This is a genomic window from Nannocystis sp. RBIL2, assembly GCF_026626745.1.
Taxonomy (GTDB): Bacteria; Myxococcota_A; Polyangia; order Nannocystales; family Nannocystaceae; genus Nannocystis.
On record NZ_JAPNJW010000001.1, the window covers coordinates 2,476,717 to 2,500,753 of the forward strand.

At 72.8% G+C, this 24,037-nt stretch carries 18 protein-coding genes; 9 read left to right on the forward strand and 9 right to left on the reverse strand.

Annotated elements, in window-relative coordinates; translation table 11 throughout:
- The first annotated feature begins 115 nt into the window (after window positions 1-115).
- Window positions 116-643 carry a hypothetical protein gene (locus tag OV090_RS09575; RefSeq protein WP_267703251.1) on the forward strand — a complete coding sequence of 176 codons (528 nt, stop codon included), beginning with the start codon at window positions 116-118 and terminating at the stop codon, window positions 641-643.
- The gene (locus OV090_RS09580; protein WP_267703252.1) at window positions 640-1,203 is read left to right on the forward strand and encodes a hypothetical protein; all 564 of its coding nucleotides are present in this window, start codon (window positions 640-642) and stop codon (window positions 1,201-1,203) included. Before OV090_RS09575 ends, OV090_RS09580 begins: the two co-directional genes overlap by 4 nt.
- A gap of 139 nt (window positions 1,204-1,342) precedes the next feature.
- Here the strand turns inward: OV090_RS09580 and OV090_RS09585 are convergent, their stop codons facing one another.
- Window positions 1,343-4,408: a serine/threonine-protein kinase gene (locus OV090_RS09585; protein WP_267703253.1), complete on the reverse strand. Its 3,066-nt coding sequence runs from the start codon at window positions 4,406-4,408 to the stop codon at window positions 1,343-1,345.
- 272 nt (window positions 4,409-4,680) lie between these two features.
- Here OV090_RS09585 and OV090_RS09590 point away from each other — a divergent pair, with 272 nt between their 5' ends.
- The 3 genes from OV090_RS09590 to OV090_RS09600 all read left to right on the forward strand — a co-directional run bounded on the left by OV090_RS09590 (window position 4,681) and on the right by OV090_RS09600 (window position 8,670).
- The gene (locus OV090_RS09590) at window positions 4,681-5,796 is read left to right on the forward strand and encodes an ADYC domain-containing protein (RefSeq protein WP_267703254.1); all 1,116 of its coding nucleotides are present in this window, start codon (window positions 4,681-4,683) and stop codon (window positions 5,794-5,796) included.
- Window positions 5,797-6,060: 264 nt separating this feature from the next.
- Entirely contained in the window at window positions 6,061-7,305 is a 1,245-nt protein-coding gene (locus tag OV090_RS09595; protein ID WP_267703255.1) for a hypothetical protein, read from the forward strand.
- Window positions 7,306-7,371: 66 nt separating this feature from the next.
- Window positions 7,372-8,670 carry a hypothetical protein gene (locus OV090_RS09600; protein WP_267703256.1) on the forward strand — a complete coding sequence of 433 codons (1,299 nt, stop codon included), beginning with the start codon at window positions 7,372-7,374 and terminating at the stop codon, window positions 8,668-8,670.
- A 78-nt stretch (window positions 8,671-8,748) separates the two neighbouring features.
- Here OV090_RS09600 and OV090_RS09605 read toward each other — a convergent pair whose 3' ends face one another.
- Both OV090_RS09605 and OV090_RS09610 read right to left on the reverse strand, forming a co-directional pair.
- Window positions 8,749-9,417 carry a hypothetical protein gene (locus tag OV090_RS09605; RefSeq protein WP_267703257.1) on the reverse strand — a complete coding sequence of 223 codons (669 nt, stop codon included), beginning with the start codon at window positions 9,415-9,417 and terminating at the stop codon, window positions 8,749-8,751.
- Window positions 9,418-9,543: 126 nt separating this feature from the next.
- The gene (locus OV090_RS09610; RefSeq protein WP_267703259.1) at window positions 9,544-10,638 is read right to left on the reverse strand and encodes a citrate synthase; all 1,095 of its coding nucleotides are present in this window, start codon (window positions 10,636-10,638) and stop codon (window positions 9,544-9,546) included.
- 96 nt (window positions 10,639-10,734) lie between these two features.
- On the opposite strand from OV090_RS09610, the gene OV090_RS09615 reads away from it, so the two are divergent.
- Window positions 10,735-11,991, forward strand: a complete 1,257-nt coding sequence (locus OV090_RS09615; protein ID WP_267703260.1) for a citrate synthase family protein — start codon at window positions 10,735-10,737, stop codon at window positions 11,989-11,991.
- Window positions 11,992-12,212: 221 nt separating this feature from the next.
- Window positions 12,213-13,496, forward strand: coding sequence for a cytochrome P450 (locus OV090_RS09620; RefSeq protein ID WP_267703261.1), 1,284 nt, complete (start codon window positions 12,213-12,215; stop codon window positions 13,494-13,496).
- Window positions 13,497-13,542: 46 nt separating this feature from the next.
- Here the strand turns inward: OV090_RS09620 and OV090_RS09625 are convergent, their stop codons facing one another.
- Window positions 13,543-14,595, reverse strand: coding sequence for an ATP-binding protein (locus OV090_RS09625; RefSeq protein ID WP_267703263.1), 1,053 nt, complete (start codon window positions 14,593-14,595; stop codon window positions 13,543-13,545).
- Between the two features lie 166 nt (window positions 14,596-14,761).
- Between OV090_RS09625 and OV090_RS09630 the strand changes: the two genes are divergently transcribed.
- The gene (locus OV090_RS09630; RefSeq protein WP_267703265.1) at window positions 14,762-15,898 is read left to right on the forward strand and encodes a DUF6183 family protein; all 1,137 of its coding nucleotides are present in this window, start codon (window positions 14,762-14,764) and stop codon (window positions 15,896-15,898) included.
- Window positions 15,899-15,923: 25 nt separating this feature from the next.
- Here OV090_RS09630 and OV090_RS09635 read toward each other — a convergent pair whose 3' ends face one another.
- The 5 genes from OV090_RS09635 to OV090_RS09655 all read right to left on the reverse strand — a co-directional run bounded on the left by OV090_RS09635 (window position 15,924) and on the right by OV090_RS09655 (window position 22,787).
- Entirely contained in the window at window positions 15,924-16,403 is a 480-nt protein-coding gene (locus tag OV090_RS09635; protein WP_267703266.1) for an SRPBCC family protein, read from the reverse strand.
- Window positions 16,404-16,407: 4 nt separating this feature from the next.
- Window positions 16,408-17,337 (reverse strand): 2-hydroxyacid dehydrogenase, encoded by a 930-nt coding sequence (locus OV090_RS09640; protein ID WP_267703267.1) that lies wholly within the window; start codon window positions 17,335-17,337, stop codon window positions 16,408-16,410.
- 142 nt (window positions 17,338-17,479) lie between these two features.
- On the reverse strand, window positions 17,480-19,339 hold the full coding sequence (locus OV090_RS09645; protein ID WP_267703268.1) for a hypothetical protein: 1,860 nt from the start codon (window positions 19,337-19,339) through the stop codon (window positions 17,480-17,482).
- A 309-nt stretch (window positions 19,340-19,648) separates the two neighbouring features.
- Window positions 19,649-22,096, reverse strand: coding sequence for an ABC transporter permease (locus tag OV090_RS09650; protein ID WP_267703271.1), 2,448 nt, complete (start codon window positions 22,094-22,096; stop codon window positions 19,649-19,651).
- Window positions 22,077-22,787, reverse strand: a complete 711-nt coding sequence (locus OV090_RS09655) for an ABC transporter ATP-binding protein (RefSeq protein WP_267703273.1) — start codon at window positions 22,785-22,787, stop codon at window positions 22,077-22,079. Before OV090_RS09655 ends, OV090_RS09650 begins: the two co-directional genes overlap by 20 nt.
- A 563-nt stretch (window positions 22,788-23,350) precedes the next feature.
- Between OV090_RS09655 and OV090_RS09660 the strand changes: the two genes are divergently transcribed.
- Complete coding sequence (locus OV090_RS09660) at window positions 23,351-24,025, forward strand: hypothetical protein (protein WP_267703275.1); 675 nt, start codon at window positions 23,351-23,353, stop codon at window positions 24,023-24,025.
- The last annotated feature ends 12 nt before the right edge of the window (window positions 24,026-24,037 follow it).

Consider the following 24,037-nt stretch of genomic DNA (forward strand, 5'->3'; position numbering starts at 1 on the left):
GCTTACTTCATGCCCGAGCCCCCGCGAAGTTTCCTCGCCGCGTCATTTATTTTTTCTCGCCGGCCCGGCGGGCCCGCGCAGGAAACTCCGCGGCCCGTGAGGACTGATTCAGGGCATGATACACGCACCCCCGATCCTCCTCGTGCTCGCCGTCGCGCTCGTCGCCCCGGCCTGCGACGACCTCCTTTGTACCCCCGTGCCTGCCTTGCCCGGCAACCAGAGCGCCGAAGACCTCGAGGCCTGCCCCGAGCTCCCGCCCGGCGTCGCGCCGATCGAGGGTCTGGCGATCGCGCGGGCCAGCGAGCGCTTCGACGGCCTGGTGTTGACGATGTCGACGCGCCCGCTCGCGTGCGGCGAGCCGGCCTCGCAGCACGGCTATTGCGCCAGCGACGACGACCGCGGCCTCACTCTCGGAGTCCCGGCCGAGCAATCCGCGCCCGGCACCTATCCGCTGCGGACCCCGGTCTACGTCGAGTTCGAGACGCCCGACGCCCGCGTCCACGGCGGCGGCGGCGAGCTCGAGCTGGCGAGCGTCGAGCTGTTCGCAGTCACCGACACCTGCGTGACCGGCCGGATCGTCGGCCTCGTCGATCAGCACGGACCCTTCGACGGCGGCTTCCGGGCCCCGAGGTGCGCACCATGATCGCCCGTACGTTTTTTACTCAATTGCTCGCCGCCGCCTGCGGCCTGTCGCTCGCGCTCGCCTGCGACCCGCCGCAGTGCATCGACGGCCCGGCCCAGACGCCGCTCGACACCGCCGCCTGCGAAGCGCCGCCGGTCGCCGCCGATCCGCAGATCGCGGTCGCCCACGCCGAGTGGCTCGAGACCGGCGACCTCGTGATCACCTGGACCTCGTTCGGCCTCGAGTGCGGCACGCGAGCCGCCAACGTCGAACTGGCCGGCGACTGCGAGCGCACTGGCTGGGTATTCACGGTCGAGATCCCCTCCGAGCTGGCGGTCGCGGGGACGATCGAGCTCGACGCCCACCCGGAGGTGATCGGCACCATGACGGTTATGGACGGCGGCAACGGCGGCAAGACCGGCACGATCGGCGACGAGCCGTTCTTCACCGGCCACCTCGAGCTGACCCAGGTCGCCGCCGACTGCGTCACCGGCGTGCTCCACGGCTTCGGCTCCGGCATCGCCGACCCGACCCTCGGCGGCCCCGAGCTGAACGGCGGCTTCCTGGCGCCGACCTGCTGAATCACATGTCCTCATGAGCATGTCGTCATGGACATGCATGAATGAACATGTCGCACCCAGGACGGGTCGGCGCGACCCGCGGTAGCTATGTTCATCCGACCATGTCCAAAACGACATGTCCTTGAAGACATGACATCACTCACGGCGCTGCGCCGTGCGCCGCCAGCCACTCGGTCGCGCGGCGCAACTCCGCCTCGCGCGACTTGCCGCGCCAGCCGGCGATCGCCGCGTCGACCAGAAGCCGCGCCTCCGCCGGCACCTTTGGGGCATCGCCCGTGAGCGCCCGGGCGCGGGCGAAGCGGGCGCGCAGGGCCGGCAGGTGGTCGGGCTCGGCGACCGCCTCGTAGACGGTCAGCGCAGCGCCGGCGAACTCGGCCGCCTCCTGGAAGCGCCCGCGCTGCAGCGACAGCTCGGCGAGCACCAGGTTGGCTCGGGCGAGCACCAGGTTGTTCGGCGGGGTGAGCCGCTCGAGATCGGCGCGCGCGCCTTGCAGGCTGCTCTCGGCCTCGTCGAGGCGCCCGAGCTTCAGCTGGATCTCGGCCAGGCTCACCGCGGTCGGGGCGGCCTCGATCGGGAGCTCGGCGGCCACCAGCGCCGCGTGCAGCTGCTCGAGCGGCTCCAGGGCCTCGGCCGACCGTCCGAGTGCTTCGAGGCCCCGGCCGCGGGCCGAGAGCAGCCACTGGTACTTGTCGTCGCTGACCTGCGGCGGCGCGGGCAGCCGCGCCAGGCCGCGGTCGTACTCGCGCTGCATCGCCTCGGCGTCGCCCAGCAGCGCGAACAGGCGCACGCGCTCGCTCAGCACCACGTCGACCTGCATCGACGTCGCGGGCGCCTCCGCCAGCGCGCGGTCGAGGTGCGCCTGCGCGGCCGGCAGCAGGCCCTCTTCGAGCTCCATCTGCGCCATCCCATGGAGGATCATGCTGCGCACGTAGGCGTTGTCGAGGCCGTCGAAGCGCTGCTCGATCGACCGCATGGCCGCCAGGGCCTGGCGCGGCCGGCCGAGGCGCCACTGGCTGTCGGCGAGCATCCACGCGTAGCGCATGTGGCTGGAGTGGCGCGGCCCGAGCAGCCCCTCCGAGACCGCGACCGCGCGGCCGTACAGCGCCGCCATGTCCTCGGCGCGGTGCTGCGCCCGCGCCAGCCAGCCGAGGTTGGCCAGCGTCTCCAGGCCCTTGAGGGTCTCGCCGCGGCCGTGCGCCTCGCGCAGCGCGGCCGCCCGCTCCCAGTAGTCTCGCGTCGCCTCGCGGTCGCCGCTGACCGCGGTCACCGCGCCCATGTTGTTGAGGAACTCGGCGTACAGGTCGACGTCGGCCTCGACGCGGTGGTTGAGCGCGGTCGCCAGCGGCACGTCGGCGCGCGCGTCCTGCGGGCGGCTCAGCGGGATCGCCCGCAAGTACGCCAGCTTCGAGCTCGACTGGGCGGCCACCGCCGCGTGACCGCACCCCAGCGCCGCCAGCATCGCCTCGCCGAAGGCGGCCTCGGCCTGGGCGTGGCGGCCGGCCTCCATCGCCAGGCTGCCGCGGTGCAGCAGCGCCTCCGCGCGCAGCGGCTCGTAGGCCAGCGCCGAGCTGTCCTTCAGGACATCCTCGACCAGCACCTCGCCGAGCGCGTACTGCCCGGCGTCCTCGCGGGCCTGGGCGCGCGCGAGGGCCTCGCGGTGGGCCTGCACGGCCACGCGCAGGTGCGCTTCTTCGGGCGGCGGGATGTCGGCGACGAGCGCATCCACCTCGGCGCAGCGGGACAGCGGCGGCAGCGCGGCGGCGGCCTGCACCGCGCCGCCGAGCCCCGCCGCGTCGACCTGCGTCAGGGCGGCCACCAGCGCGTCGAGCCCGGCGCGGCGCTGATCGAGGCACGCGGTGCGCAGGTCGAACAGCTGCGACGACTGGCGCGCCTCGTCGTGGGCCGCGCAGGCCTCGTTGCGCATCTCGACCCAGGACGCCGCGTAGCGGTCGATCCGCGGCAGCACCCCGGCCAGCGCGTCCGCGGCCGCCGGCGTGCCGATCGCCTTGAGCGCGTCGCGGACCGCCGCCGCCCGCGTCGCGTCCCACACACCCGCGAGCTCGGCCTGCGCGTCGGGGCAGCGCTGCACCGCGGGCACGCGCGCCGCCGCGAAGAACGCCGCAGTCGCGGTCACCACGGCCGTCAGCCCGAGCGCCGCCACGCGGCGCCGGGTCGCCCCGGGGTCGTGCTCGAGCTCGGCGAGCAGCGCCGCCATCGACGGGAAGCGCTCCTCCGGCGCGCTCGCCAGGCCGCGGCGGAGCGCGCGGAACAGCCGCGCCGGCACCGGCGTGCTCGCGGGCGGCGGCGCGACCTTGCCGCGCCGCAGATCGGCGAGCAGCGTCGCCATCGACGTCGTGTCGAACGGCGGCTGCTTGTAGAGGCACTGATACAGCGACACGCAGAAGCTGAACTGATCGCTGGCCGCCGTCGACGGCTCGCCGCCATGGGCCTCGGGCGACATGTACGCCGGCGTGCCGAGGACCACCCCGGTGCGCGTCAGCGGGGCCAGGTGCGAGTCGGCCTGGTTCACGTGGCGCGGCAGGTCGATGGCCATCTGCGTGCCGTCGTCGGCCGCGCGCGCGAGCCCGAAGTCCAGCACCTTGACCGCGCCGTCGTCGCCCACCATCACGTTGGCCGGCTTGAAGTCGCGGTGGATGAGGCCGGCGCGGTGGGCCGCCTCGAGCCCGCGGCCGGCGCGGACGAACGTCGCCACGACCTCGCGCCACGGCCGGTCCTCGCGGACCCACGCGTCGAGGGTCGTGCCGCGCACGAATTCCATCGCCACGAACACCTGGTCGTCGCTCTGGCCGACCTCGTGGACCGTGACGATGTTGGGGTGCTGCAGGCGGGCCATCGCCTGGGCCTCGCGCATCAGTCGGCCGCGCGACAGCGCCAGGTCGCGCACCGCCTCGCCGAGCAGCACCTTGACCGCGACCTTGCGATCGAGGAGGTCGTCGTAGGCCGCGTAGACCACCCCCATCCCGCCGCGACCGACGAGGCTCAGGATCTGGAACCGCCCGATCTGCACCGGCGTCGTGCGGCGCGGGAACAGGGCCCGCTTGACCAGCTGCTTGTCGATCGGGTCGTCGCTCTGCGGCGGCCCCGCCAGCGCCCGCGGGATGGTGTCGCTGTCGCCGAGGGCAGGCTCCGGCGTGGGCGGACCCCCGGCCTCTTCCGTGTCCGCGTCTGTCTCGAGGTTCGCCATCGCAACGATCGACCGCGACAGTGTGGCTGATAATGATGGCCACATGACGCCCGGCCCGTCGTGCCGACGCTCGATCAGGTCACACGTCCGCGCGACGGGGACGCCCGCGGTCCGCGCCGGACGACGGTCCTGAGCCGCTCGCCGATGGAGCGGCCAAAACGCGACCCAGAGGCGCTTTGCCGCGGTTTCCGGCCGGGGAGAGAGAAACTTTCGTCCGGGGCCAATTGATCGCCGGCCGGCGATCACCTGCCGGGTGTAGTTCGGGCACTACCATGAACAAGCTGAAGAACTCCTGCTTCCTCCTGGCTTCCACCCTCTCCCTCGCCGTCGGCTGCGACGAGCCGCGCGCGGGCGACCTCGACGACTTCGACGACTTCGGCGCCGGCACCGCTTTCCGCTGTGAGGGCTCCTCCTGCCCCCCGCCGGTGATCGGCAACACCTCGTTGATCGGCGACCATCCGATGTCGAACCTCAAGGAGGCGCTCAACTCCGACGCCGCCAACTACAGCGCGGACATCCGGATCACCGGCGGCACTGGGCTCCACGACGAAATCCCGCGCACGATCACCGAGATCGACGTCAAGGAAGACGGCCAGCTCAAGCTCAAGCTCGGCACGTTCGGCTGGATCGACGGCGAGTGGGTCGAGGGCGCAGTGTTCAACCTCCTCGTCACGCCGCACGACCCGAGCGAGCCGGCGTTCACCGGCCGGCTGAAGATCCAGGACGCCGAGTGCGAGCCGGGCCAGTACCTGCCCGAGATGACCATGTGCCGCTACGTGTTCGTCACCGACGTCGAGCCCTATGACGACGAGGTCTATCCGGAGACGACGAAGGGCTCCGGGTGGTACCACACGTGCCCCGACGACAATGAGGGCGGCACGCTCGGCGCGGCGTATCGCTTCAGCTCGGTCCTGAACCACGAGGTCTCGCTCGGCTACACCGTCGTCGGCGGCCCGACGATCGACCTCGCCCCGGGCACCTTCATCAACGGCTGCCTCAACGGCGCGGTGTCGAAGGCTCAGTACCGGCTCAACGTCTTCTACGAGCCGGGGCTGTACCGCAACCTCCAGGCCAGCCAGCGCACGGCGATGTTGCGCATGTGGATGGCGTGGCATGGTGGCGAGCCGCGCACCCAGCCCGGCAAGCTGATCTCGCCGCACGACCCGATCGGCGGCCTGTTCACCTGGACCTCCGATCCGGCCTGGCAGATCGAGGGCGCCTACACCGCGACCGGCGCCAGCTGCCGCGGCGGCGCGCTCGCCACCGGCGTCCATCGCCGGTACCTCAACCCGGTGGCGAACCTGCCCGGCTGGTCCTCCCTGCCCCACTGCAACACCGCGGCCAAGGTCGCCGAGTTCGGCGTGCTCGGGGTCAAGGTCAACAACTGAGCCCAGTCGCAGCTCCTGCGAGCGGTCTGGCATATTCATAAAAACGATGCGCGGCGAATCGGCCTTCCCGGCTCGCCGCGCATCCTCGCGATCACGCGATGGTGCTCGCATCCATGTTCGATGCAAGGCGCTCCCGGCTCTGCCGCGCATCCTCTCGACCGAGAGACCTCCTCGCATCCATGTTTCGATGCAAGGCGCTCCCGGCTCCGCCGCGCATTCTCTCGTCCGGGCGACCCCGCGCTCCGCTCCGTGGTAGCGTCGGCCATGCTCGCTCGCCGGCTCGCCCTCGCCTGCTCGCTCGCCGGCGCCTGCACCCCGCTACAACCTGTCCCCGAGGACATCTCGGAGCCGCCTCCCAGCGAGCTTGAGCCTGTCCCTTCGGACAGGGAACACTCGAGCCGCACGCTGCAGCTCGCCGCAGTGTCCGACGAAGCGCTCGCGGTCCGTCCGCTGGCGGGCGGCAGCGTCGCGGTGTACGGCCGCGGCGTGCTCGCGCTCGCGCTCGGCGACGCCCCGCTGCACAGTGAGACCGAGTGGCGACGCGGCTGGCCGGACGAGTGGGTGATGGCAGTGGGCGGCCGCTGGCCCGACCACGCCTTCCTCAGCGCCGTGGCCAGCGTCACGCGCACCGGCATGACCTACGGGGTCAAACGCTGGCGCAATCGCGCGTGGGTCGACGCCCCGCTCGCCGGCGCCCCGCCGATGCTCGCGTACTACAGCGACTTCGCGGTCACGCAGGACGGCGCGCTCCTCGGCCTGCGCGGGCACGTCGACGACCCGACGCTCGGCGGCGACCTCGCCTCGTCGCAGCAGGCGTCGATCGACCGCCTCGACGACGGCCCCCCGCCGCCGTGGCCGGCGCTGCCGAAAGGACTCGTCGCCGATCGGCTGCTCACCTTCGGCGACGGCTCGGTGATCGTGGTCGGCATCGCCTCCGCGTTCACGCCGGCGATCCATCGCTGGACGCCCGGAGCCCGCAAGTGGACCGCCATGCCGCCCCCGCCGGAGCGGAGCGACCCGGAGCTCGGCCAGGCCCCGGCCTTCGTGGTCGGCCGCGATCCCGCGGGGCTGTACGCGTACCGCTGCCTGGTCGCCGAGCAACCTGCCCTCGAGCGCATGTCCCAAGGGACATGGCAGCCGTTCCCCCAGCCGGGAGGCGGCTGCATCACCTCGCTGGCCGAGGCCCCCGACGGGACTCTGTGGCTCGTCAACGATCGCGGCCTGCACCGCCGGCGCCAGGGCTCGGCCCCCTGGGAGCCAGTCCCTCTCGCGCCGGTCGACGCCCCCGGCAAGCCGGTCGCCGCCCTGCCCGGCGCCCCGGAGCCGCCGCCCCCGGGCCCCGAACCGCTGGTGCCGCAACAGGTGCTGGCGCTCGACCGCGGCGAGCTTTGGGTGGTCGCCACGATCCAGGATCCGAAGCAGGAGCGAACGCGCTGGGCGGTGCTGACGACGCGTACGGTGATCGCTCCGCTACAATTACGCCCACTGTCCGAACGCACAGGTTCTTAAAAAAACGCCGCCTGAGCTCGGCCATGAACGCCGCTGAGCTTGCGACTCAACAGAAACTCTCGCCGCATGTGGAACCTCGCTCGCCGCCGGCTCGTCGGGCACATCCCTGCCCCTGATTTCTCGCCCGAGCTCGTCGCGCGGCTGGCCCGGCTGCGCGCCGACGATTTGCTCGAGCTCGTCTGCGATCCGCGCGAGACCTGGTGGCGGCGCCAGCCGTGCGCCCTCGCCCTCCGGGGCCGCGTCCCGTCCGCGGGCGTGCCTCGCCTGATCGCCCGGATCCGCGACGTGAAGGACGTCGCCGAGGTGCGCCGCGCGATCCTCGAGGCCCTCGGCGACGCCGAGCTCGGCCCACACGCCGGCGAGCTGCTCCAGTGGTTGCGCGCCGCTCGCGAGCCCGAGGTCGGCTACGACATGGCGCCGGCGATCTTGCTCGCCCGCGCGCGCCTGCGCGACGCCTCGGCCGCGCCGCAGCTCGCCGAGCTCGCCGCCGATCCCTGGACGCACCGGCGGCTCGCTGGCGAGGCAGCCGTCGACGTCCTGATCGCCACGGTCGGCCTCGACTCAGTGCTCGCCGCGCTCGGGGCCGCCGACCTGCCCGCCCTCGCCTTCTCCGCCGAAGCATGGGCACACCGGCTGCTCGGCGTGCGCCTGCTCGACAGGTCAGGTGGTGACATCATCCCGGCCCTCGCCGACGCCGAAGTCATCGTCGCTCACCAGGCGCACCTGCTGCTCATCGGCTCGCCGCTCCCCGACGAGGTCTTGTGGGCAGTCGTCGCCGCGCACGGCCCCGCCGCGACCGCCTGGACCGGGGATGAGTGCCCGCGCGGCCCGGCGGGCGCGTGCCTGTGGGCGCTGTGCGTCCTCCGCGGCCGCGGCCGCGACGTCGCTGACGCCTGGCGTTCGCTCGGCGGCCCGCGGGTGCCGCCCGACGACGTGCGCCGGGCCATCGCCACCGCGTACGTCCCCGGCCAGCGGCAGACCGATCCGCGCTGGCTGCTCGAGGCCGCCGTCCTGCCGTTCACCCCGCCGGACGAGTCCGCCCTGCTCGCGCAGGCCCACGCTGCCCTCGCGGCCGCCGCCCTCGCGCCCCAGCCCGCGCGCTCCGCCGGCGAATTGCACAATCAAGGCGAGGGCACCTATTCCGACATCGCCTTTACTGGTGGCACCGTCTCGATCAGCGCGCTCGGGCCGTTCGCCTCCTTCGAAGACGACGACCGCCGCGCCCGCGACGCCCTGGTCGCGGCCGGCTTCCGCGTCATCGACCCCGCCCCCGCCACCGACGAGGTCACCGGCCTCCACGTGTACTTCTTCGGCCGCCGCGGCCCGCTGTGCGTCCACGACCTGCTGTTCTACTGGCAGGATTGAGCCGGCCGCGTCACGCTCGAACCGAGCGACGCGGGCCCGGCTGCTCGCCAGCCGGGCAGCTTTTGACCAAACGTAGAATCAGCGCAGGAACGGCAGGCCTTTCGCCACCCGCTGGCGCAGCTTCGTGTCGTCGAGCTCGATCTCGTCGTCCTCTTCGCCGCGCAGAACCTCGTCGACCAGGACCTCGCGCAGGTTCTTCGGCACCAGCGCCTGGACCCGAGCCTTGAGAGCCGCGGGCACCCGGTACTCCGCCCCGTGGCCGACGACCGCCTTCGCCTCGAGGCTGCCGCGAATATTGAAATGATGGTTCTCGGGGTGGAACAGCGGCGTCACGACGTCCTTGCCGATCGTCGCGCCGTAGTCGTTATAAAAACCGATGAGGGCCTCGGTCGCCGTGAGCGTGCCCGCGACGCCGAGAGTGCCGGTCGTGATCACTCGCCTGGCCGTCATGTCCCCGAGGACGAACACCCCGCAGGCCGGATCGTCCGTGTCCTCGTAGAGCCCCTCGACGCGGAGCGAGCCGCGGACCACGAGGCCCATCAGGCCGTGCTTGAACGTGTCGAGATCGCCGTCGACGTCGAGATCGCCGTCGACCACCACGATGTCGTAGACCGCCCCGTCGACCATGTCGTCCTCGAACAGCGGCGCCGCGTCGGCGAAGCCCTCGGTCAGCGCGCGGATCTCCTCGATCGTGACTTCTTCGGCCTGCCAGGATCGTCCGAGCTTCGGCTTCTGCGTGTCGGTCATCAGTGCTCCTCTCGCGCCATCCTACGCGATCGAGCGCCGCCCCACGAGCCGCCTCGCGCGAGCACGAGGCGACGTGCGCCTCGTGATCGTCATCCGCCCTGCGGTGCTCGTCGCAGCAATCCGCGATCACTGCAGCGGCGCCGGCCCGACGTAGCGGGACGCCGGGCGGATGAGCCGGCCCGTCGCGGATTGCTCGAGCACGTGGGCGCACCAGCCGGCGACGCGACCGGCGGCGAACGTCGGCGAGAACGCGGCGCGATCGAGGCCGACCGCGTCGAGCAGCACCGCCGTATAAAACTCGACGTTCGCGGCCAGCGGGCGATCGGGGTACTTCGCGCGCAGGGCTCCCTCGGCCGCGCGCTCGACCGCGCGGGCCAGCGCCAGGCGGCCGTTCGACACCCCTGCTTGCTCGAGCCGGGCCAGCGCCGCCTCGAGCACCGCCGCTCGCGGATCGCGGACGCGGTAGATCCGGTGGCCCATTCCCATGATGCGCCGGCCTGCAGCCAGCTCCGCCTCGATCCACCGCGCCGCGCCGGCCGGCTCGCCGATCGCGTCGAGCATGTCGAGCACCGGCCCCGGCGCGCCGCCGTGGAGCGGCCCCTTCAGCGCCCCGATCGCCGCCACGATCGCCGACACCGCGTCCGAGCCGGTCGACGCCACCACGCGCGCGGCGAACGTCGACGCGTTCATCCCGTGGTCGGCCACGGTCACCAGATAGGCCTCCAGGGCCGCCACGCGCGCCGGATCGGGCGCCTCGCCGGTGAGCATGCGCAGGTAGTCGGCGGCGTGGGGCAGCGCGGGGTCGGGCGCGAGCGGCTGCCCGCCCGCGCGTACGCGGGCCCACGCCGCGGCGAACACCGCCACCGCGCCGGTGAGGTTGGCCGGCGCGTCGAAGCCGTCGTCGGCGCTCAGGCGGGCCATCGCGGCCCGCAGCGCGTCCATGCCGTCGGCGAAGCGCCCCAGCTCGTCGGCGTGCAGCCGCGCGAACGCCCGCACCCTGCCCTCGGCCAGCGCCTGGCGGGTCGCATCGGCCGCGGCGGCCTGCGGCAGCGCGCCGGTCCACAGCAGCCCCGCGAGCGCCTCGAACGAGGTCCCGCCGGCCAGGCGCTCGATGTCGTGGCCGGCCAAGACCAGCCGTCCGCGCTCGCCGTCGACCTCGCTGAGCCGCGTGTCCGCCACCACCACGCCGTCCAGACCGCTCCTCGTCACCGTCGTATCCATGCGTTCCTCCTGGCCACGAGCTTGGGCCGGCGGATGACGTTGATCAACGTTGATTCGACAATCCATCATTCGCTTGATATCACCCATGGCGACACCATGACCGAAGGCCCCGACGCGCACGACGAGGACCCAGTCTTCTTGAGCGGCAAGGAGGCCGCCGCGCTGCTCGGCGTCAAGCGGGCCACCCTCTACGCCTACGCCAGCCGCGGCCTCGTGCGCAGCGAGCCGGGCGGGCCCGGGCGCGAGCGCCGGTACAGCCGCGAGGACCTCGAGCGGCTCAAGGCCCGCAGCGACGCCCGCTCGGGCCACGGCCCGGTGGCCGCCGGCGCGCTGCGCTGGGGCGAGCCGGTGCTCGAGTCGGCGCTGACGGCGATCGACGCCTCCGGCCCGCGCTACCGCGGCCGCCCTGCCGTCGAGCTGGCGGCGTCGAGCTCGTTCGAGGCGGTCGCCGAGCTGCTGTGGTCGGGCGCGTTGCCCGAGCAGGCCCCGCAGTGGCTGGCCCCGGGCCTCGGCCTGCGCCTGCCCTCGCTCACCGCCTTGCTGCCCGACGGCGCCCCGCCGCTCGTGGCCCTCGCGCTCGCAGTGCCGGCCCTCGGCGCCGCCGACCCCGACCGCTACAACCCCGCCCCCGGCCCCGAGCTCGTCCGCGCCCGCGCCCTGCTCGTGCGCATGGCCGCGCTGGCCGGGGCGGGCCTCGCGGTCGACCACGTCCGCCCCGCGCTCGCCGAGCCCGACGTCGCCGGCGCCCTCTTGGTCTCGCTCGGCGCCCCCGCCGGTCCGCGCGCTCGCCGGGTGATGGACCGCGCCCTGGTCCTGTCCGCCGACCACGAGCTCAACGCCTCCGCCTTCGCGGTGCGCGTCGCCGCCTCCGCCGGCGCCGACCTGTACGCCTGCGTCAGCGCCGGCCTGGCCACCCTGTCCGGCCCGCGCCACGGCGGCATGGCCGACCGCGTCGAGGCGCTCGTCACCGAGGTCGGCAAGCCCGAGCACGCGCGCGCAGTCGTGCAGGAGCGAGCCCGCCGCGGCGAGGAGGTCCCGGGCTTCGGCCACCCGCTCTACCCCGACGGCGACCCACGCGCCGCCGCCCTGCTGGCCGCCGCCGCCGAGCACGCCCCGCGCAACCCGAAGGTCCGCACGCTCCTGGCGATCGTCGCCGCCATGCGCGACGCCGGCCGCGACCCCGCCAACTTCGACGTCGGCCTGGTAGCCCTCGGCGCCGCGCTCGGCCTGCCTCCGCGCACCACCGTCGCCATCTTCGCCGTCGGCCGCGCCGCCGGCTGGCTGGCCCACGCCTTCGAACAGCGCGCCGCCGGCTTCCTCCTGCGCCCGCGCGCCCGCTACGTCGGCCCGTAAATGTTGCGACCGGCGCGACTATCGACAGTCGCGCCGGTCGTCGCGAAACCCCGAATCGATGACAGTGCACGAATTCTGGATTCGACCCGTTCGGTCATTGCACGCCGCTGATTCGCCGCGACGTCGACCGCTCCAGGGGCGGATACGCCCGACGCTCCGCCGCACCGTCGGCACGCACGCCCTTGAAGCGGCAGTCGCCGCGCGAGTACGCTTCGACGGCGATGACCGAGCGCCCCGCCTTCTCGTTCTTCTCGCCCGAAGTGCAGCAAGACCCTTACTCGCGGTACGCACGGGCGCGCGCCGAGGAGCCGATCTTCTACTGCGAAGACCTGGGCATGTGGGTGGTCACCCGGCACGCCGACGTCGCGGCGATCCTCCGCGACACCGACCGCTTCTCCTCGCGGGTCGCCACCACGAGCGTCAAGGAGCCGCCGCCCGAGGTGATGGCGGTGATGCGAAAGGGTTTTCCGCGGACCGGCTCGATCGTCCAGCTCGACCCGCCGGAGCACACCGCGGTGCGGCGCAAGCTGAACGCAGCCTTCACCGCCGACCGGATCGCCGCGCTGGAGGGCACCGTCGTCGCGCTGGCCAACGAGCTCGTCGACGCCTTCGTCGCCGACGGCCGGGCCGAGCTCATGTCGCGCTTCTGCGGCCCGCTGCCGGTGGCGGTGATCGCCGGCATCCTCGGCGTCTCGCAGGCCGACGCCAGCAAGTTCGGGCAATGGGCAGACGACGCCGCGCGCCTGTTCATGGGCGGTCAGCTGCCCACCGACGAGTGGGTACGAGCGGCCGAGAGCGTGGTGGCGATGCAGCATCACCTCGCGGGCCTCGTCACCGCGCGAGCGAGCGAGCCCTCGACCGACCTGCTGACGACCATCATTCAGGCCGCGACGGACCCCGGCGGTCAGCTCGACGTGATCAAGGCGGTCACCCATGCGACCACCTTCGTGTTCGCGGGCCACAAGACGACCACCGACCTGCTCGGCAACGCAGTGCGGCTGCTGCTCCTGCATCCGGATCGGCTCGCGGCGCTGGTGCGCGATCCGTCGCTCGCCGCCGCGGTGGTCGAGGAGACCCTGCGCCGCGACTGCCCGGTCCCGGGGACGACCCGCGTGGCCCGGGTCGAGGTGAAGCTCGGCGACGTCACGATCCCGGCCGACGCGCGGGTGTTCCTGGCCCTCGGGTCCGCCAATCACGACGAGCGCGTGATCGCGGACCCGCTGCGCTTCGACCCCGAGCGCCCCGACGTCGGCGAGCACCTCGGCTTCGGTCGCGGCGTGCACTTTTGCCTCGGCGCCGCGCTGGCGCGCCTGCAGGGGCGCGTGGGGCTCTCCGTGCTCGCCTCGCGCCTGCCGGGCCTGCGCCTCGCCGGCGACGAGCCGCTGAAGTTCCGCCAGGTCGTGATGTTCCGCGGCCTCGTCGCGCTCGAGGTCGCCTGGGACGCGCCGACAGCCGAGCCACGCAGCTTCGCCGGCGCCTCGGCGCCATCGACCGGACCCACCTAGCCGAGCCCGCGGTCCTGCCATTCTCGAGTGCGCGGTCCGAGTACCGTCACCGCCTCTTCACGCGGCGGCGCAGCGCGCCCGCATCCTCGGGGAAGCGCTCGGCCCAATGATGCAGGGCGGTCAGCGTCGCCTCCGTCACTGCAGTGCGCAACGCCGGGTTGGCGACCTTCAACTTCGTTTGGATGACGTACCGGGCGTCGGAGTGCAGCGCTGCGACCGCAGCCACGAGCCCCTCGAGGCCGCGGTCGTCGCGGATCTTCAAAAATTCGCGGACGCCCGCCAGCAGACCGCTGACGTGCGGGCCGTCCGCCTTGCGCTGGAGATTGACGAAGCTGTGGATCTGCGCCGGCTGTCCGTACGGTGAGGTGCGCCAGGCGAGGGCGACCTCGACGACGGTCGGCCCATCTTCGGTCGTGCAGTCGCTCCGGTGGTGCGCGACCTCGCCGAGCGCGCCGCGGGCCTCGGCGCGGACCCGTGCCACCAGGCCCGTCGCGCCCTCACCCGCGAAGCTCCACGACAGCGCCCTCGCGGGCAGCAGGTACGCGACGTCTTCGAGGCGCTGCGTCAGTTCGACTCGCGGCACGCGCGTGCCCTGAAAGATCTGCGGATCGGGACGAAACCGGACGCGCGTGCCGGACGGCCGCGACGCGGCGCTCACTCGCAGGGAGTCGCGCCGCAGGCCGGCAGCGTACGCCACGGTCGCCTGCTCGCCGGCGTGGACGGTCTCGACCTCGAACGGATCGCAGAGCGCGTTGACGATCGGCAGGCCTGGGCCACGGAATCCGAAGCGGACGTGCAGGCGGTCCTCGTCGCCAGTCGGGGGCTTCGACGGCTGCTCGAGCAGCTCGACCAGCGAGCGCGCCGGGATCCCCGGGCCGTCGTCGGTGACCGTGACGAAGTCGTCAGCGTCGACCCGGACGTCGACGTGAGCGCAGCGGGCGAGCAGGATCTGGTCGATCGCGTTGGCGACGATCGCCAGCAACAGGTGCAGCGGTCCCGCGCCGTCGTCGGTCGCACCGATGTACATGCCGGGTCGCTTGCGCGCCGCCGCGGGCCACGCGACGACCTCGATGTTGTCCGCCGTGTACTCGCTCGCCATGCGCCGACGTTAGCGCAGGACCTCGCCGCCCGACATTGCGCGTGATGTGCGGGCGCACCGGCTCTGCCCGCCTTCGCATGGGCGACGCCCGGCGCGAGGTCGAGCGTCCCCGGGCGAAGCGCCGCGAGCCGTCGCTGACGCGCGGCGCTGCGGGTATGCTCGCGCGGTGAGCCGCACCGCCGAGGCAGAGACATTGGCGCAGCTCGCCGGCGACCCGCAGACCTGGGTCTCGTGGCTCGCGCGGCTGCAGCGGGCGGTCGCCGACGGCGAGCTCGAGCTGCTCGAAGAGCTCGTCGAGGTCCTCGCGCGCCAGCGGCCGACGTACCTCGACGTGGCGCTGCAGGCCCTCGTCCTCGTCCCCGGGGACGCCGCGGCAGTGCGCGCCGTCGCGACGCTGCGCCGGCACGACAAGCTCGGGTCGCCCACGCGCACCGGGCAGCACCCGGACGCCGGCGCCCGGCTCCGGGCCGGCGCGCTGGCGTCGCGCCACGGGCCGGCGACGCTCGCCCACGCGATCGACACGCTCGGCCTGCCGGACGACCTCCTCTCGCTGATGGCCTGCTGGGCGCAGGAGCTGGTGATCCGCGGGGCCGCGCTCGCCGGACCGGCGATCGACGCGCTCGCCCGTGCGCTCGTCGCCTGCGATCATCCGCTCGGATCGTTGCCGATGCACCGACTCGCGCTCGAGGTCGGGAGCGAGGCCGTGGCGGCGACCTACCGCGTCGGCAGCATGAGCTGCTGGGGTTGGTCGGCGCCGACCGGCCCGACGATCGCGCCGGCGTCGACGCTCCCCGAGGTCGTCGCGATCGGCCAGCCCGACGAGGGACGACGGATCGCCAGCGTGTTCTCCAGCCATTGCGCGGTGTCCAACGGCCGCGTCAAGGCGCGGATGTTCCGCTTCGATCGCGCAGTGCAGGGCCCGTGTCCGGCGCTGCTGCGAGCGCTGCCGCTCGGGGTCCTCGCCGGCGCGACGCGGGTCGACGTCCGGCCGCTGTCCGCCGAGCAGGTGTTCACATTGCTCCTCGCATTCGCGGCCAACGGCGGCGACTACAACGTCGGCATCAGCGGCGCGTACGGCCGCCTTCACGCCTGGCGCTCGCTCGGCGGCTTGGTCGACGCGCCCGCCGACGCGCCGCTGGAGGCGATCGAGGCCGAGGCCCGCGCAGTCGAGCGAATCGGCGGCTTCGCCCACTTCGCCAGCGACTCGCGGTGGTTTAATCATGTCGTCACCGACCTCGGTCTGGCGACGGTCCGCGTCGACGGTCGCTCGCTCGCGGTGCTCGCGGGCACCGACACCGACTGATCATAAAAGCGGCAGAGGTTCGTGTTCATCGCTTCGCGAGGAATTCGCGCCACCGGTCCGATTCGGCGATCTCCCGCAGCACCCGGTTGCGCTCGACCAGGAGGTCGCGCATGTAGCGGGTGAGGACCAGCGCGTCGGCGAGTCGACCGAGCGGGCCGAGCGGCGACGTGAAGTCGAAGCGGTCGCGCATGATCGTGCCGTCGGCGTCGGCCTCGAACAAATGGTCGTGGTCGAAGCGGGCGAACGCGCCGCGCACCATCGAGTCGCGGAAGCGACGCGGACGCTCGAACTGGGTGATCCTGCTGGTCAGCTGTTGCCACACGCCGAAGTGACGCGCGCGCCAGGTGACCTCGTCGCCCGGGCCGAGGAGGCCGCGGACGACGCCTGCCACCGCGCGCTCGCCGGTCTCGCCCGTGCTGGCGAGGTGCAGTTCGACGCTGCGGGAGAGGTCGAAGCAGCGCTCGATCGGGGCGCGGATCGGCGTGACGAGCTCGATGATCGGCATGGGACTACACCACCTCGCTGATCAGCGGCTCTCCGGCGAAGTGCCGGTCGAGGTTGGCCACCAGCAGCGCCCCCATGGCGTCGCGGGTCTGACGCGTGGCGCTGCCCTGATGGGGCGAGAGCACGACGTTGTCGAGGCCGAGCAGCGCCTCGGGCACCTGCGGCTCGTGCTCGAAGACATCGAGCGCGGCGCCGCCGAGGCCGCCGCTCTGCAGCAGCGCGATCATGGCCGGCTCGTCGACCAGCGAGCCCCGCGCGACGTTGACGAGCATGCCCTCGGGGCCGAGAGCTTCGAGCACCGAGCGAGAGACCATGCGCTCGGTGCCCTTGCCGCCGGGCGCGATGACCACCAGCCAATCGCTGTCGCGGGCCATGGCCTCGAGATCGTCGTAGTACACGTACTGCACGCCCGGCTGCTGCTGGCGGCCATGATACACGACGCGCATCTTCATGGCCTGAGCGCGCGCGGCGATCTCCTTGCCGATCCGGCCGAGACCCACGATGCCGACGGTCTTGCCGTTCAGCTCGGAGAACAGGCCGAAGCTGCCGCCCGGCCACTTGCCGGCGCGCACGTACCGGTCCCCTTGCGGGATCCGCCGAGCGAGCGAGATCATCAGGCCGAGGGTCAACTCGGCCACCGCGTCGTTGAGCACGTCGGGCGTGTTGGTGACGCGGATCTTGCGGGCCCTGGCGGCGCCGATGTCGATATTGTCGACGCCGACACCGAAGCCGGCGATGATCTCGAGGTTAGGGAGCCTGGCCATCAGCGACGCCTGCACGCCCGAGCCGGCGTGGGCCCGAATGCGCGCGCCATGGGTCGCGAGCCACGCCTCCGGATCCGCCTGTTCGTGCAGCCTGTGCACCGTGTAGCGCTGGACCAGCGCGCGTTCGCACGACGCGAGGAGCGGGCGGGTCTGCAGAATCTCGATCGCCATGGCCGGGCCAGAGTCTAGCGAACGCCGGCCGCGAGCGCGTCCACGATCGGCGCACGGCGGACCCGGCGCCGCCATTCGTCCTCATCGCGCCTCGACCGACCGTGTCGCCGGTCTCGCCAGTGCTTCAAGGGACGAGCCATCGTCACTCCGCGTCGATCCACGTCACCCGCGAGGGATCGACCGGCACTGCGTCATCCGAGCGCAGCAGGCCGCGCGGGCTCGCATGGCGCCCGGGGTTGTCTCCCCAGCAATGCACCCCGCCGTCGGCGACCACGGCGCAGCTCGTCTCGCGCGCCAGCGCCACGGTGGTGACCTGCGCGAGGTCCTGCACCGGGGCCGGTTCGGCAGACCACGGCGAGCTCGCCCCGCGGCCGAGCTGACCGCGATGGTTGCGACCCCAGCACCACAGCTCGCCGGCCTCGGTCCGGGCACAAGCATGAGCCTCTCCGGCGGCGACCTGCACCACCGGCGGCAACGCATCGATGCGCCGCGGCCCGCTGGCCGCTGCACCGCCGCGACGGCCCTCGCTCGCATCGCCCCAGCACCACAGCTCGCCCGTGGCAGTCCGCGCGCACGCGAACCCGCCGCCGACCGCGACGGCATCGACCGGCGGCAGACCGGCGACTCTCACGGTCGCATCGATGGCCACAGCGTCACCTTGCCCGTCGAAGCGCTCGCCCCAGCACATCGCGCGTCCGTCCGCGAGCGCCACGCAGCCACGAGGTCCGTAACCGCCGAGAGAAACGACAGCCGGCAGCGATATTCGGCGAACCCCCGCGAGCCACGCCGGCGCCACCGCGTCGACGGGCAGGGTGCGGTAGAAGCATCGCAGCGTGCCTCGCTGGATCGCACAGCCCCACCCCTCGCTGACCGCGAGCGCCGACGTCTCGGCCAGCTCCGGCAGCCGCGCGAACCCGTCCGACCCGCGAGCGCGGAGGTGGTGGAGCCCGTCAGCGAGCTCGGCGTAGAGCCCGTCGACGCCGAACATCACGCGCTGCACCCCCTCGCCGAGGCGGACCGGCACAGGCCGCTCTGCCTCGACCCCGGACAGCGACTCGCCCCAGCACCACAGCTCGCCGGCCTCGGTGCGTGCGCATGCGTCGGCCCGACCGAGCTGCACATCGACTGCCGGAGGGATCCCTGGCACACGCAGCGGCCGGGTCAGGAACGACGACGACTCCGGATCGCCGAGCCCGAAGCGATGGTTGTCTCCCCAACACCACACGCCGTCGTCGCGGTCGCGCCCGCACGCATACTCGTCGGCCATCTTCAGCTCGACGATGCCGGCCGCGCCCGGGACCCGCCGCGCGGCCGACCTCGCCGAAGGATCCCAGCAAGCGACTCCGCCGTCGGCCAGGCGGGCGCAGCCCATCGCCTCGCCGACTGCGACGGCGACGGCTCCCTGCAGGTCCGCGACCGGCCACGCGGCGCTCCCGCTCTGCCAGCACGACACGCCGCCCGAACGCAGGGCCGCGCAGGCGGTCCCGGAGCCGACGGCGAGGTCGACTGCCGCCTCGACATCGGCGCGCAGGCGGGCCGCCGCGCCGCGATGCCAGCACTTCACCGCGCCGTCGCGCAGGCGCGCGCAGCCGATGCTGCCGCTCGCCGCGACCTCGACCGCCCCGCGGATCCCTCGCACACGCGAGGACCGGCCGTCGCTGCCCCAGCAATGCACCCCGCCGCCGACGAGCAACGCGCACACATCGGACTTCGGATTGTCGTCGAGCGCGCGGACCTCCGTCCCGCGCGCCGCGCTCGCGTCGACGACCGCGCAGCTCGGCGCCCATGGCTCCGCGGCGAGGCAGCCCGTGCGCGCGCTCGCGGGCAACGTCGCCAGGCCGGTCAGCGGCGTCGGCACCTCGCTGCCCCAGCAGCCCGTGCGCCCGGCCGTGGTGGTGATGCAGCTGAGAGTCCCCCAGATCCGCCCGACCCACAGCCTGCCCGGCGAGAGCGCCTCGACGGGGCCATGCAGCGCCGGCGCGCCCGCGATCGCGATCTGCAACACAGGGCCGCGCCCGCCCGCGGCGCATCCGGAGCCCCCGAGCGACATCCAGCACCCCAGGGCCCAGGAGGCCCAGAGTCGAGGCGCTTTCGGGGAGCGGGCTGCGGACAAGAACTTCACGCCGGCCCCCCCGAGCGTAGCACGCCGGACTCCTGACAAGCCGCCAGCGCGGCGTTACCACGACATCGATGCGGCCTGGCCAGCGCGAGATTGCGATGATTCGGTGGCCGCCGGTTCTCCGACGACTGCCCGCTCCCGTGCTCCGCACGCGCCGCGCCATTCCGGCTGCGACGCGCTCCTTCGGCAGCGTCAATCGTGGCGGAGCGCCAGCATCGGGTCGATGCGCGCAGCTCGGCGCGCCGGGATATACGTCGCCAGCAGCCCGACCAGCGCCAGGCCCAGCGCCACCGCGACGTACGTCAGCGGATCGGTCGCGGCGACCTCGTCGGTCAGCAGCGCCGTCGCCAGGTGGGTCGCCCCGAGCGCCACGATCGCGCCGACCCCCAGGCCGACGCCGACCAGCGTCATCCCCTGGCGGACCACCAATGCGACCACCGCCCGCGGCGGGGCGCCGAGCGCCATGCGTACGCCGAGCTCGCGGGTCCGCTGCGCCACCGCGCTGGCCATCACCGCGTACATCCCGATCGCCGCGAGCAGCAGCGCGACCCCGGCGAACATCGCCAGCAGCTTCGCCGCCAGCTGACGCGGCTTCATCGACCGCTCCAGCCCGCGCGCCAGTGGTTCGACGCCGATCGTCGGATCGTGCCCGTCGACCGAGGCGATCGCCTCGCGGATCTGCGGGGCCAGCGGCTGCGGGTCGCTGTCCCCGCGGATGAGCATGTACATCAGGAGGCCGACGCCCAGCGACTGGACGGGCAGCTGCTGGTACGAATAATACATCTGGTACGGCGTGCGATCGGGCGTGTCGAGGCCCTCCTGCTTGATGTGACCGACGACCCCGATGACCTCCACGCTCGGCTGCCCGCTCAATCGGTCCTGCAGGTGCTTGCCGACCGGGTCCTCCCCCGGGAAGAATTTTTCGGCGAGCTGCTTGTCGATGACGACGACCGTCGGACCGGTCGCGTCCTGCGGCCCGAACGTGCGCCCCGCCAGCAGCGGGATCCGGACCAGCTCGAGGAAGCCGACGTCGACGCGGTGCAGCGTCGCCATCTTCGCGTTGTCCGGCGTGCGGCTGACGCCGAACGGATAGACGGTGTCGTATTCGCTGCCGATGTAGCCCGGCAGCCCCGAGCACAGGGACACCTGAGAGATCCCCGGGATCGCGGCCACGCGGCGCTGGACCTCGTCGAAGACCTGGCGGATGTCGGCGGGCGTCTTGTAACGCTCCGGCGACAGCGAGACCATGGCGCCGACCACGTTGTTTGGGTCGAACCCCGGGTCGGATCGCTGGATCGCGCTCAGGCTGCGCGTCGCCAGCACGGCGCCGACCGACAGCACCAGCGCCAGCGCGACCTCGACGACCACCAGCAGGTCGCGCGCGCGCAGGTGCTGGCTGCCGGCCGACGCGTGGTGGTCGGCGTTCTTGAGCACCTGCGCCAGCTCCTCGCGCGACGCGAACAACGCCGGCGCCACCCCGAACAGGATCCCCGTGCCGAGCGCTACCACCAGAGTGAAGGCCAGCACCTGGCGATCGATCTCGATCGCCCCGTTCAGCGCGAAGATGAAGTCGAACGGCATCGAGACGCGGATCAGGTCGACGCCCCACACCGCGACCAGCAGCCCGAGCCCGCCGGCGACCAGCGCGAGCAGGACGCTCTCGACCAGCATCTGCCCGACCAGCCGCATGCGACCGGCGCCCAGCGCCGCGCGGATGCTCAGCTCGCGTCGGCGTGCCATCGCCCGCTCGAGCGTCAAGTTGGCCACGTTGGCGGCGGCGATCAGGAGCACGCAGCCGACCGCGCCGACCAGCAGCAGCAGCGTCGTGCGGTAGTCGCGGACCAGCTCGCTCTGGAACGGCAGTACCTGCGGCCGGCTGGCGCCGAACAGCTCCGGGTAGTCGCGCTGCAGGCCCTCGCCGATCGCCTCGAAGTCGGCCTGGACCTGCGCCAGAGTGGTGCCCGGCTTCATGCGGCCGACCGTGTACGACTGGCTGCGAGCGGCGCGGTCCTTGAACAGGGTCTCGTCGGCGCGGGTGCCGATCGGGACGGCCGCGTGGAACGGGAAGAACGCCCGGTGCTCGGGCGGCAGCACGCCGACGACCGTCCACGGCTTGCCGTCGAGGATCAGCTCGCGGCCGACGATCGCCGGGTCGGCGGCGAAGCGGCGGGTCCAGTACGCGTGGCTGAGCAGCAGCGAGCGCGGCCCGTGCGGCAGGTCCTCTTCGGGCAGGAAGAGGCGCCCGAGGATCGGCTCGACCCCCAGCATCGCCAGGTAATCGTGCGACTGCATCTCGACCAGCAGCTTCTCCACCTCCCCGTCGCCGGCGCCGGTCGTGCTCACCAGGTCGTAGCCGGTCGTGCCGAGCCCCGAGAGCGTGCTGTTGCGCGCGCGGTAGTCGAGGAAGTTCTGGTACGGCACCGCCATCCGCTCGAACTCCGGCCGGTTCTCCAACACGACGACCAGCTCCTCCGGCTCGTCGTACGGCAGCGGCCGCAGCAGCATCAGGTTGATCGCGCTGAAGATCGCAGTGTTCGCGCCGATCGCGAATGCCAGCATCAGGACCGACACGAGCGTGTAGCCCGGGGTCTTGACCAGCATCCGCAGCGCGAATCGCACGTCATGGAACAGGCTGCGCATGGTGGCTCTCCTCGACGATTCGGCCGTCGAACAGGTGGATCGTCCGCTGTGCCTGGCGGGCGTACTCGGGGTTGTGGGTGACCATCACGATCGTCGTGCCGGACCGGTGCAGCTCGTGCAGCAGCCCCATCACTGCGTCGCCGTTGCACGAGTCGAGGTTGCCGGTCGGCTCGTCGGCCAGCAGCAGCAGCGGCTCGCCGGCCACCGCGCGGGCGACCGCGACGCGCTGCTGCTGGCCGCCCGAAAGCTGAGCCGGCAGGTGGCGCGCGCGGTGGGCCATGCCGACCCGCGCGAGCGCGGACTCGACCCGTCGGCGCCGCTCGCCCGCCGGCATGCCCCGGTAGGTCAGCGGCAGCTCGATGTTCTCGGCGACGGTCAGGTCGCCGATCAGGTTGAAGCTCTGGAACACGAAGCCGATCTGCTCGTTGCGCACGCGGGCGCGCTGCACCGCGGACAGGCTCGACACCCGTCGGTCGCCCAGCAGATAGGTCCCGGCCGTCGGCGTGTCGAGCAGGCCGATCAGCGACAGCAGGGTCGTCTTGCCGGAGCCCGACGGTCCGGCGATGCACACGTACTGCCCGCGCGGGATCTCGAACTCGACGTCCGCGACCGCGTGGGTCTCGACCTCGTCGGTGTGAAACACCTTCTTGACGCCCTCGAGCCGGATGATCGGCGCGTTCGACCCTATCATGACGACCTGCTCCCCTGAGGTGATTCGGGCCCGCTCCGGTCGGCCCGCCTCCCCGGGGTCCCGACGCGCGTCGCCCACGTGCCGAGGGCCGCAAGGACCGCGCTCTCGTGACGACCGGGCGACCTGTGACGCATGCGGGGGAGGTCCACGGAGGAGTGGGCGGGGAACGGGTCGGGGCCCGGGGCGGGGGCTCTCTGCTGCAGTGTCGCGGCGGCCCCGGACCCTACAGGCCGACGTCGCTTTTTTTCGCGGCCGGCCCGGCCAGGGCGGGAGCGCGAACATGACCTCGACGATCCAGCCAAGCCGAAATCGATCGCCACGGACAGCTTCCTCGTCGGGCACTGTGCCAGCTCGTGCCGGCACGGTGCCAGCCCGCGCCGACGAGCGGCGGGCGCCCACACCACCAGGCACGCGTCCGCCTGCGCCCCGCGACCGCCCGGACGCGAGCATCGAGGATGGCATGGAACTTGGAAGACCCGAGACCGACGCTCGCGCCGCGTCGATGCCAGTAGGCCGGAGGGTGGCGCAGCGAATCTGCGGAGAGCTACGAAGGAGAATCGGTCATGACATTTGTTTATCAGGGGATCGCGCGAATCATCATGGCGGGCCTGGGATGCGCCGCGATCATCACTGCATGCGGCGAGGCGGACGGCGACTCGAGCGCGTCCGAGGCCAGCCCCGACAGCGAGGGCTCCACCGCCAGCGGCAGCCCCACCACGAGCGAACCGGACAGCACCAGCGGGACCGGCGACCCCGACGCACCGGAGGACCCGACCGGCGGCCCGACGGCGACCGGCAGCACGAGCGACCCGGCAAGCACCACGGGCACCAGCGGGACCGGAGATCCGGTCGACACCACCGCCGACACCACCGGCACCAGCGGGACCGGTGACACGACGGACACGACGGAGAGCACCACGAGCAGCACGACCGGCGACGAGGACACCGAGGACGGCCCCTGCGCCGATCTGGCGGCGCTGCAGACGATCGCCGCGGAGAAAGGCGGGCAAGCGCAGTGCCCGGGCTGGACCGGCATCATGACCTTCTCCGGCGATTGCCCCGAGCCCGACCAGGGCTGGCACGCGGAGAAGGTGTTCCCGGGCGCGATGGGAGAGTTCGGCAAGTATTGTTATTACCAGTGGATCGACGGCCAGAACAGCGAATGGGACCTGTGCGGCCTCCCGCCGGACGGCGTGCGCGCGTCGTCGGAGTGGCTGGGTCCGGACTGCAACTTCTGATCGGCCCGCGGA